The following is a 9,643-nucleotide window of genomic DNA, read 5'->3' on the forward strand; positions in this document are numbered from 1 at the left end:
CCGCCGAGCGAGGCAAAGCTCGTCGATCAGCTGGTGCAGGTTGCGACCGGCGAATACTCCGATGGAAACCAAACCGCAGATGCCGACATCAGCGGCCCCGAGTTCGACTTCGTGCGCTCCATCCGCGTGTTCAGTGTCGAAATCGCCCGGCAGCACTGGATAGGAGGGGACAACGACACCTGCAATCAAAGCCAGCGCGTCCGTGTCGGCTCATACGGCATCCAGGGCAATTTCGGCTGGCGTGGCTCCTCCGTCGCCGCTCTCCCTGCCGCATTCGAAGGCCTGGAAGGCTGGACAGACTACAGCACTCCGGACGGCAGCCACTGCCCGGAGATATACAAGCGATCCGTTTTCATCGAGTGGCGCGATCACGAGGGCGGCTACGGGTTCGAGCAGGTTGATTACTAGGACAGCCTGCGTCACGCCCACAACTTTTCTTCGCCTGAACTGTCTGAGCAAGCCTCCCGATGCGATCGCCACCGGTCGCGCCTCTCACCGATCCCTGCCCTGCCAGAACCACAGCCCGCATTCGGCGCGGCGGTCTGCCTCGCTCAGCCCGATGTCGTCGAGCGCCTCTGCCCCAAGCCGGGCCAGCCGCGCGCGGCTGCGGGCGCGGCGATGCCAGAGCGCGAGGCGGTGCAACAGGCGCAAGGTACCGAACGGCCCGAGCTGCGCAGGATGGCACGTCGGGGGCGTTTCGCAGACAGGCGGGGGCGCGGAGAGATGTGACATGCGCGCACCCTGCCTCCGCACGCGCCTCTTGACAAACGACGTCTTGGCCGAGCTTCTGTGAGCAAATCTCACAGCTTGTCGGTCCCGCCCGTGTCGCTACCGCCGCTCACCGCCCTGCGCGCCTTCGAGGCTGCGATCCGCCACGGCCGCATGACCCGCGCCGCCGAGGAGCTGGGCGTGACCCACGGCGCCATCAGCCGACAGGTGCGGCTTCTCGAGGAGTGCTTCGGCGCGCAGCTTATCGTGCGGACCCGCAGCGGTCTGGTGCCGACCGAGGCGGGGGCCGCCCTGGCCGAGCGCCTCGGCCGCGGCTTTCGCGAGATCGAGGCGGGCGTTGCGGCGCTGCGCGACGACGCGGGCGGTGTGATCGACGTCTCCTGCCTTGGCACTTTCACCCTGCGCTGGCTGATCCCGCGGCTCGGCCGGTTCACCGCCACCCATCCCGGCCTCGAAGTGCGGCTGTCGCAATCCGATGCGCCCTGCGACTTCAGCCGGGGCCGCTACGATGTCGCGATCCGGGTGACCGACCATGATCTGCCCGAGGGCACCCATGTCACCCCGCTCTTCGCCGAGCGGTTCGGCCCGGTGCTCGCGCCCGCCCTGGCCGAAAGACTGGTCTTGCGCTCCCCCGCCGATCTCGCCCGCGCGCCTCGCCTCTGGGCTCGCACAAGGCCAAATGCCTGGGCCGATTGGTGCGCCCGCAGCGGCTGCACGGCGCTCGAGGGCGGTGCGCCCTACGAGCATTTCTACTTCATGCTTGAGGCCGCCGGTGCCGGGCTTGGCGTCGCCCTCGCCCCCGAACCGCATGTGGCCGACGATCTTGCCGCCGGGCGGCTGATCGCGCCCTTTGGCTTTCTACCCTCCGGGCTCTCCTATGTGGCAGTGCGCCGCGAAGATGCACCGAAAAAAGCCCGCGCTTTCTGCGACTGGATCGGCCGCGAGGCGGCGGGCTGAGGGCGAAGCGGCGAGCGACTTGCACCGGGCTTGACCGCCGCAAGACCCTGCCCATCTCTCAGCCGGTCCCCTCTGGCAAAGCGAGGCCCGTATGGCACCTTCTCTGACGGTCTGGTTCGACAGCGGCTGTCCGCTGTGCCAACGCGAAATCGCGCTGATGCGGCGGCTCGACCGGCGCGGGGCGATCCGCTTCGTCGATCTGCACAGCCCTGACGCCCCCTGCCCGATCGACCGCGCGGACCTGCTCGCCCGCTTTCACGCCGAGGAAAACGGCCGCCTGCTCTCGGGCGCGGCAGCCTTTGGCGCAATGTGGCGGGCGGTTCCGATCCTGCGCCCGCTTGGCCTGATGGCCGGGTGGCCGCCCCTCGCCCCGGCTTTCGAGGCCGCCTATTGCCGCTTCCTGCGCCTGCGCCCCCGGCTGCAAAGGCTTTTTCGATGACGCCCAGCTTTCGGCGCGCGCAAGGATGTCCTATGGCTTGGGAAAACAGCTCAGGACAGATCATGCGCCTTCCTTTTGCCGCCCTTTTCGCCCCGCTGATCGCGGCCGGTTGCGCGCCCGGGAACGGCGCCGTGGTCAAGGGGGCCGGGCCCGACGATCTTCTGAAACTGCGCGACGGCCCGGGCCTCGATCACAAGATCCTCATCGGCCTGCCCGATGGCACCCGCCTTACCCGAGGTGCTTGTGTGACACGGGCGGGCAAGGTCTGGTGTCGGGTCTCCCTCACCGACAGGCCAAACCTCTCGGGCTATGTCGCGTCCGAGTATCTGGCGCATCGCTGACAGACGCACCCGGCCCTGAACCGCAGATAACCCGTCTTGGCGCAGTCATCCGAAGCCGCCGCTGATGCACTTCACGGTGAGATGCCTCTGCCGGTCATTCCGCCACCTTGTGCGGGCACTGCGAGAAACTTCGCCCCGTCACAGAGGGCGGACAGCGGACTTGCGGCAGAGCGGAATCGGCCGTGTCTTCAACGCCCGAAACGGACCTTCAGTGTGGCGTGAGCCTTCCGCTCAGGAGTTCCTCTTCCGCAGCGTTCCGTGCTCAAGAAGACATGTTCACTGATCAATTGTTCATTGCGCGCCGCAAGACACCAGTAAATGGTCAGGTGGTTGCAGGAGGAATTGGTATCGCGCCACTTCTGACGATCTGCGCGGCACTCTGCCCATGGGTCGGCATCTTAACCGCCCAAGGAAATGGTGGCGATGCCGAGCGCTCGTACTGGTAGACCAGCACTTCGGGATGCAGCCTGTCATCGAGGTGTCGGCCCAGAGTGAATACAACGCTGTTGGGGGCTGCGATGAACAGGTGAACGCGTTTGACCCCTTTCGCCATGAGATCGCCCAGAATATCCGTGAAGTCTTTCGCCATGGATGATTGTTTGTCGGCAGACCAGTGCGCCGTTGTGCTCAGATTTGGCAAAGCGAGGCGGATCAGAGGCATCTCACCGAGAGTCGCCCTGATGCCGTCTGCGTCCGACGGGTAGGAAACAGCGACGGCCAATGCTACCTCCGGAATACCGTTCTTCAGGCCGTCCATCCCGGAAACGACGAACCGGTCTCCGTCATCTGCGCCGTCAGGTTCGCGCCATTTTTCTGCGAAACGATCCCAGTCCATCACTGTGAGACCGGCTTCATTGCCAACCATCATACCGGTCAGGAACGTCAGCGGAACAGGGGCCATGCCGCCGTAGACCAGCCTGACGTTGCCAGGACCTGCCGCATCACGCTTTTGACGAAGCTGTTGCCGCAACCCGGCAATCTGCGAGAGCGCATCTTCGGGACTGCTGATCTGACTCGTTGAGGTCGACTGCCGGTGGTCGACTGGCAAGACATCGATACGGCCTTTCAGGCGTTTCGGCACGGCAGAGGCAAGAGGGGTATCAACAGTCTGGTGCAACCCGCGGTGCTCCAGGACAACCACACTCTGCTTCCTGAGCTGCCGCCGGTCAGCGATGTGATCTATCACACCAAGGATAACCCCCACAGTAGCGAGCAGAATGCCGAGGAAGACGGTGATCTGTGACCAGTAGACAGACGACCCGCCGCCATCCGCCTGCACAGTCAGGCGCAGGACGCGGTCCGCATCGATCCAAGAAAGATCACCGGCCAGCCCGCCGACGCTCAGCCCGGCGACGATCAATGTGACACCGGCACGCAGCAACCTCGAAGGCCAGGACGGGGTTCGAAAGATAAAAGTGATCAATCCATCAAAAAACCGGTCACCATGTTTGCGCCAGAAAGACATGTTTTCAGCCTCCGAATTAGCCAATATTCACGATGAAACACTTGATGCTGTGCTGGCCGCGATAGAGGGCGGTCTCAGAATGGGGCAGACCACCTCGAACCGCCACGTCCGAGCTGAAACCTCCGCGCGGGGCAATTCGCATCCTCGGCATCCCGCCCGATGTTCACAGCCTGCCAGTAGTCCTTGAAACCCCCAGTCACCGTCGTGTCCGCCTCTAAACATAGACTACAATGCTGCGGTATTTTAGCTAGAAAATTTTCCGCTCCATTTTGAATAACGCCGGCGCAGTAGTTGATGTTTGAATGGTAAAACAATTAGCCAACGATTACCCGACCATCGAATGATGCTAAAACTCCGGCGACCGCCAGCCTTATTTAAATCCAGCATCTGGAACTGCATCTGCAATGATCAGTCGACCGACCTCTGGCATTTGGCCACGTTGAAACGTGGTGATGGTCGCCTGAATCGAGGCGTTGCGCATTAGACGCACGATGACCAACGCTGCAAACGAGGGCCCGCTGTTTTCTACCATATGCATCATAGAGGTTAAGTCGATTTTGCTTGGTATTGGTGGGAATGTCGGGTGCGAGTGCCATTCGCCAAGATAGTCAACCCGACCAACGCGACCACTGTTCTCCAGCAAGATCCTATCCATCTGTTTTGAGTGCGGCTCAGGCAGACTATCGAAACGATCACGTGTGCCCGTCTCAAGATCGACAGTTAAACCGACGAGCTCAAATTCTCCCGGAGCTATCTGTTCTGCAACCAGCCAACCGCCGATTTCGCGCTTGCCGCCTTGCGCTAGGTAGATCTGCAAGTTCGCAAGCTGCGAGCGCGGGACTGTGAGGCTAAGCGTCATGTTGCACTCCAAGGCGAGTCATGACGCGTTCAACGCCCTCTTCTGCACAACTTGTGCTGGCTTTTACCCATCCTTCGTGAGGACCGAAAATGATTGGGTGGGTGTCAAAGGGATGATCAAAGATCCAGCCTTTGCGAAGCCCGATAAAGTATGCAGGTTCCGGATGAACTCTCATCTCTGTGGTTGCGAGGGCGTCCAGGGCGTGACGTACCAGCCTATTGGCAATGACGCCTACATCGCCGTCAGAAGCGAATAAGGGCTCATCTTCGTCATCACCTTGCACCCCGTAATTGTGCTCGCGGCCCTCTGGCGGTGCCATGCCTTTCTCGTCGCACCATGCTCGCAATTGAGATGCAGCGATCAGCGGTGGCGGATCTTCAGATGGAATACTTCGCGCAATCAAACCTCCGAGGCCACCCGCATAGACACGTCCCCATACGAGAGGTTTACACTTTTGCGTGCAAATGGCCGCTGCCATTCGAAACACTCCGCTATCAGCCGTCGTGTCGATGACGAGATCACAAGAGCTGATGATCTCGCTCAACTGAGCAATGTGCTGGACAGCGGATTGAGACGTCAGACTCATACCCAAGGCACCGACTTTCACTGCCGGATTTATGCGAAGCAATCTGTGCTTAAGAGAGACCGCCTTGTGATGCCCGACATCCATTTCATCGAGTTCGTTTCGAACCAAGTTGTCGGACCAAAGAACGTCATTGTCGAGCAATATGAAATGACCGACGCCATCGCGCGCAAGACTGGCGGCCACTTTTGATCCCAGCGAACCTGCGCCGATGATGCAGATGCTAGATTCTCGAAACATCTTCCCGTGGACTCGGCGCTCTCTAGCCTTCGGCGGTTCAAAGGTCTGAAATAGGTCAATCTTTCGTTTCGATCCGTTGTGCCGAACGCGCAGCAATACCTCTCGCTTGCCATTTGAGATGACGACCAACATGTCGCCGGCATCTTCTACCCATTTGCGAAGCCATGAAGGCAGGTACTGGTACAAGAGCCCCTTCAGTTCTTCGGGCTGCAGATCTGGAATATGCCGAATGTCGGGTAATCTATATAGGACCCCAGGGATCACCCTTCCCCCAAATCCCGCACCATCAATCGGCACGCTCAAGCCAGAATCCAGCCCGATACTCGCAATGCGAGCAACAAGGACTTCCGAAGCCCCACCCCGGCACTCCAAAGTCATATGAATATCGGTTGCGTGTCCGGCAAGGCGCAACCTTAAGAGGCGGGCGGTATCAGGCGGTAGCATGAAGCGCCGGGAACACCCCGAGAGCAGCGAGGGCAAGTCAGCCGGATGATCGCTTTCCACGTCCGAGAAACCATCGTCCTTTGGTGTTGCTTCGAGGAGTGCTTGGGCACTCCTTACTACATCCGTGCTCTTGCAGTCGGGATGCCAGTTATCCGGTCTGTACTGGAGGCATAGTTCGCCACCCTCACCGTATTGGTGCTGCGATAGCCGGACTGAACTGTCGGCTGGAAGCACAAATGGGGGCAAATCTGGAAAGAGTGCTGGAAAAACAAGCCGCAACGGAATGCGGCGATCACCAGTAAGCAGAACAAACGACCAAGTCAGTAGACCATCCGCGTTCTTGCCGAATTGGGGTTCTTCCAGCCAATCTGATGCCGCAGCTAGACCGGCGAGTTCTTCACACTCACGGATTAGCCGCGTCTCGCTGGCTGAGAACTCCATCAACCAAAACCTTTTGGCTCCGTCGGCCTCCGATTTTCACTACCAAAAACGAGACCCGGCGCAGAAGCCCCGGCCGCAGCGGCAGGAGCCACGGATGCCGCACGTGAACCCGCGGATGCCGCTACCCTCGATCGAGCACCTTCAACAAGGGTGCTGCCAAGATTTCTTGAGAGCTCATTCAAAACAATATTCGTATCACTGAACCTTTGAACGGCACCAAAATCCGTTCGAGCAGCCTCAAGCCAAGCAAAGAAGGAGTCCCGGCGCTCGGGAAACTTTTCCCACCGATCCGCAAAATTCTCTGAAGGGTCCGTAGGGTTGGCGATCCACGACACCCCATTCCGTTCTTCGATTGCGAGATGCATGTCCCTCAGAATCTTGGCAATTGCATCCGACACCCTTGCTTCGCCTGCATAGGCATGAGTCGAGAGCGTCGTGAGGATCACACTGATAACCTTCAGGTCCGGATCCTGCTCCGCGAACCACTCATCCCTGTGACGCTTCAAGATCATGATGGCTGACTGGAGAGGTGTTCGCACCCGAAATACCGGGACGTCCTCCACACTCGCTGTCACTTTACCTTGGGCGTCGAGGAATGCCCTGCGACGTTCATTTAGCTGTTCGATCTGCCTTGACTTGAACCATGCGGCAAAGCCCCTGGGATTGCTTCGGGGCCAATCATCTGTGATGATCCGGTACGTGCTAGTCTTGTCTTTATCGGTGATGGCAATTGCACCTTCCGCCAGCGCCTGATCCGCGAGGTAGGAAGAAAGAACGGCACGCATGTTTGCCTCGTTCGGCACAGCCGGCAATACGTCCATGTGGAATTGCGCACCATCCGCGTAGATCAAGGTACAGCATCTTCTAGGCTCATCACTTACCTCATTCTTGATCCCTCGCGCATCGCGATACGCCTTGAGCTCGGCCAGCAGAAGAGCGCGCAGATCTGCTTGGGAAATTTGCGCCTTCGTCAGAGACCGGAACGAGACAACGATGTCGAGATCGTAGTCTTCATCCTTGGAAGTCGGCTTGATCGGAGTGCCGAGCGCAAAAGAGCCCTGGATATAGACTTCGGGATCGAAGACGCGAACCTTAGACTCGTCGCGATGCAAAAAATCACCGAGGTCCTTGTAGCGTCTTTCGACTTGCTCGAAGCGATCCTGCGGTACAGCCAATTCTTCAGCGAGCTTTTCAATCGCGACGTTATACCCGTAACCTATGCCCGCACCCGCATTCATACTAAACCTCGCATCCAAATTCTCTCGGTCACAAGATATCAACTTTGAGGCGAATTTTCAACGGCTGTGCCCGATCAAACATCGCCTTTCTTGCAAGCAGCCTTGAGATTTACACCTGCCACGAATAGCGGCGGCGGGAGCTGCAAACGCACCATGAGAGAGTCACGTCCGTGGACGGATCGCTACCATCCTCCCCTAGACTTTGCTGCGGTGTCAATCGAACGTCGGCTTCTAGGTTTGCTGCCACGCAGCATTGGTAGAGGTCGAGTGTTCGGTGAGGGCCGACCATGTCTACGAGGCCACGACCAACGTGATGGGCGGAGGCTGTGTCAAAACCCCCTGAATCTGCTACAATTCCTCGAGTTTTGGAGGTCTGGCATGTCAGGTTTCATCGAAGGTCTGAACCGCGACCAGACAACGCTTTTCCCTGAGCGGCTGGAGGATTGGATCGGCGAGGACCATCTCGTCCGCGTCGTCGATCTCTTCGTCGAGCAGCTTGATCTGGCTTCCCTGGGCTTCCTGCGCCACGCTGCGGCGCGAACCGGGCGGCCTGGGTACCATCCGGCGGTGCTGCTCAAGCTGTTCATCTATGGCTATCTGAACCGGATCCCGTCCAGCCGCCGCCTGGAACGCGAGGCCGGGCGCAATGTCGAAGTGATGTGGCTGACTGGCCGCCTGGTGCCAGATCACAAGACCATCGCCGAGTTCCGCCGCCAGAACGGCACGGCCATTCGCAAGACCTGCGCCCAGTTTGTCGAGCTGTGCCGCCGGGTCGGCATATTGAAAGGCGACTGCGTGGCCGTGGATGGCAGTAAATTCAAAGCGGTGAACAACCGGGATCGGAACTTCACCAAGGCGAAGATTGCCAGCCGTTTGGCGCATCTGGAAACCGAGGTCGGTCGTTACATCGAGGAGGCTGACCGGATCGACCGTCAGGAAACCGGCGCGGCGCGGGCCGAGCGTGCGGCCCATCTGAAGGGGCGATATCACGGCATTCGTCAGCAGATCGAACGTCTGCTGGCGATGGAAAAGGCGCTGAACGATGCGCCGGACGGGCAGATTTCGCTGACCGACCCAGATGCCCGTGCGATGGCAACGCGCGCGCAGCACAGCGGTCACGTCGGCTATAATGTGCAGACCGTTGTTGACGCCGAGACGCATCTTATCGTGACTCATGAGGTGACGAACCAGGGCCATGACCGGGATCTTCTGGCCGCAATGGCCATGCGCGCAAAGGCCGTGCTGAAGCGCGATGATCTGCATATTCTCGCCGACAAGGGGTATTTCAGCGGCCGGGAAATCCTTGCCTGCCACCAAGCGAAGATCATCGCGACTGTGCCGCGGTCGGATACCTCCGGCGCAAGATTGAAAGGGCATTTCGTCAAGGCGGACTTCGCCTACGAGCCCGATGCCGATGTCTATCGATGCCCGGCCGGGCAGGCTTTGCCCTATCGCACGACCACCGAGCAGCAGGGGCTGCAGATGCGACGTTATTGGCGCGGCGGGTGTTCACGCTGCGAGATCAAGAGCCGTTGCACGACGGGCTCCGAACGACGGGTTTCGCGGTGGGAGCACGAACATCTGGTCGAGGCATCGGATGCGCGCCGACGCAGCGCCGGCGCGCCGATGCGGGTGCGAAGGTCAACCGTAGAGCATCCGTTCGGAACGATCAAAGCCTGGACCGGGCCATGCCATTTCCTGACCAAGCGGTTTCAAGGGGTGGGCACGGAAATGGCGTTGAACGTGCTGGCCTATGACATCAAGAGAATGATCTCCTTGCTGGGCATGCCGGGGTTGATGGCTGCGATCCAAAGGTGATCGGTAAGCGTCCGGTCAGGGCGACTTTGACCTATCCAGGGGTTTGATCCATGTCAGCGTGACGATGCTCGCGGCCATTGCGATCATTA

The 9,643-nt window shown here is 59.9% G+C and carries 10 protein-coding genes; 5 read left to right on the plus strand and 5 right to left on the minus strand.

The genetic code is table 11. From position 1 onward, the window contains the following. Positions 1-33 precede the first annotated feature (33 nt). Entirely contained in the window at positions 34-408 is a 375-nt protein-coding gene (locus FBT96_RS20910) for a hypothetical protein (RefSeq protein WP_249306574.1), read from the plus strand. 84 nt (positions 409-492) lie between these two features. Here FBT96_RS20910 and FBT96_RS21095 read toward each other — a convergent pair whose 3' ends face one another. Next, on the minus strand, positions 493-642 hold the full coding sequence (locus tag FBT96_RS21095; RefSeq protein ID WP_212635412.1) for a DUF1127 domain-containing protein: 150 nt from the start codon (positions 640-642) through the stop codon (positions 493-495). 165 nt (positions 643-807) lie between these two features. On the opposite strand from FBT96_RS21095, the gene FBT96_RS19035 reads away from it, so the two are divergent. The 3 genes from FBT96_RS19035 to FBT96_RS19045 all read left to right on the plus strand — a co-directional run bounded on the left by FBT96_RS19035 (position 808) and on the right by FBT96_RS19045 (position 2,466). Further along, the gene (locus FBT96_RS19035) at positions 808-1,686 is read left to right on the plus strand and encodes a LysR substrate-binding domain-containing protein (protein WP_249306572.1); all 879 of its coding nucleotides are present in this window, start codon (positions 808-810) and stop codon (positions 1,684-1,686) included. A 91-nt stretch (positions 1,687-1,777) separates the two neighbouring features. Continuing rightward, the gene (locus tag FBT96_RS19040) at positions 1,778-2,125 is read left to right on the plus strand and encodes a thiol-disulfide oxidoreductase DCC family protein (protein WP_136909458.1); all 348 of its coding nucleotides are present in this window, start codon (positions 1,778-1,780) and stop codon (positions 2,123-2,125) included. Between the two features lie 62 nt (positions 2,126-2,187). Further along, complete coding sequence (locus FBT96_RS19045; RefSeq protein ID WP_136909460.1) at positions 2,188-2,466, plus strand: SH3 domain-containing protein; 279 nt, start codon at positions 2,188-2,190, stop codon at positions 2,464-2,466. Between the two features lie 322 nt (positions 2,467-2,788). Here FBT96_RS19045 and FBT96_RS19050 read toward each other — a convergent pair whose 3' ends face one another. From FBT96_RS19050 to FBT96_RS19065, 4 genes are all read right to left on the minus strand, one after another. After that, entirely contained in the window at positions 2,789-3,931 is a 1,143-nt protein-coding gene (locus tag FBT96_RS19050) for an SAVED domain-containing protein (RefSeq protein WP_136909462.1), read from the minus strand. A 370-nt stretch (positions 3,932-4,301) separates the two neighbouring features. Continuing rightward, positions 4,302-4,790, minus strand: coding sequence for a Mov34/MPN/PAD-1 family protein (locus tag FBT96_RS19055; protein ID WP_136909464.1), 489 nt, complete (start codon positions 4,788-4,790; stop codon positions 4,302-4,304). Then, on the minus strand, positions 4,780-6,498 hold the full coding sequence (locus FBT96_RS19060; RefSeq protein ID WP_136909466.1) for a ThiF family adenylyltransferase: 1,719 nt from the start codon (positions 6,496-6,498) through the stop codon (positions 4,780-4,782). Before FBT96_RS19060 ends, FBT96_RS19055 begins: the two co-directional genes overlap by 11 nt. Further along, positions 6,498-7,736, minus strand: a complete 1,239-nt coding sequence (locus FBT96_RS19065; protein ID WP_136909468.1) for a nucleotidyltransferase domain-containing protein — start codon at positions 7,734-7,736, stop codon at positions 6,498-6,500. Before FBT96_RS19065 ends, FBT96_RS19060 begins: the two co-directional genes overlap by 1 nt. Before the next feature lie 378 nt (positions 7,737-8,114). Between FBT96_RS19065 and FBT96_RS19070 the strand changes: the two genes are divergently transcribed. After that, positions 8,115-9,554, plus strand: coding sequence for an IS1182 family transposase (locus FBT96_RS19070; protein ID WP_136909470.1), 1,440 nt, complete (start codon positions 8,115-8,117; stop codon positions 9,552-9,554). The last annotated feature ends 89 nt before the right edge of the window (positions 9,555-9,643 follow it).

It is taken from the genome of Rhodobacter capsulatus (assembly GCF_005144475.1).
In the GTDB taxonomy this organism is placed as follows: Bacteria; Pseudomonadota; Alphaproteobacteria; order Rhodobacterales; family Rhodobacteraceae; genus Rhodobacter; species Rhodobacter capsulatus_C.

Coding starts and splice junctions, on each gene's coding strand:
- FBT96_RS19040 (WP_136909458.1), top strand. CDS start 1,778: ATGGCACCTTCTCTGACGGTCTGGTTCGACAGCGGCTGTCCGCTGTGC.
- FBT96_RS19045 (WP_136909460.1), top strand. CDS start 2,188: ATGCGCCTTCCTTTTGCCGCCCTTTTCGCCCCGCTGATCGCGGCCGGT.
- FBT96_RS19050 (WP_136909462.1), bottom strand. CDS start 3,931: ATGTCTTTCTGGCGCAAACATGGTGACCGGTTTTTTGATGGATTGATC.
- FBT96_RS19055 (WP_136909464.1), bottom strand. CDS start 4,790: ATGACGCTTAGCCTCACAGTCCCGCGCTCGCAGCTTGCGAACTTGCAG.
- FBT96_RS19060 (WP_136909466.1), bottom strand. CDS start 6,498: ATGGAGTTCTCAGCCAGCGAGACGCGGCTAATCCGTGAGTGTGAAGAA.
- FBT96_RS19065 (WP_136909468.1), bottom strand. CDS start 7,736: ATGAATGCGGGTGCGGGCATAGGTTACGGGTATAACGTCGCGATTGAA.
- FBT96_RS19070 (WP_136909470.1), top strand. CDS start 8,115: ATGTCAGGTTTCATCGAAGGTCTGAACCGCGACCAGACAACGCTTTTC.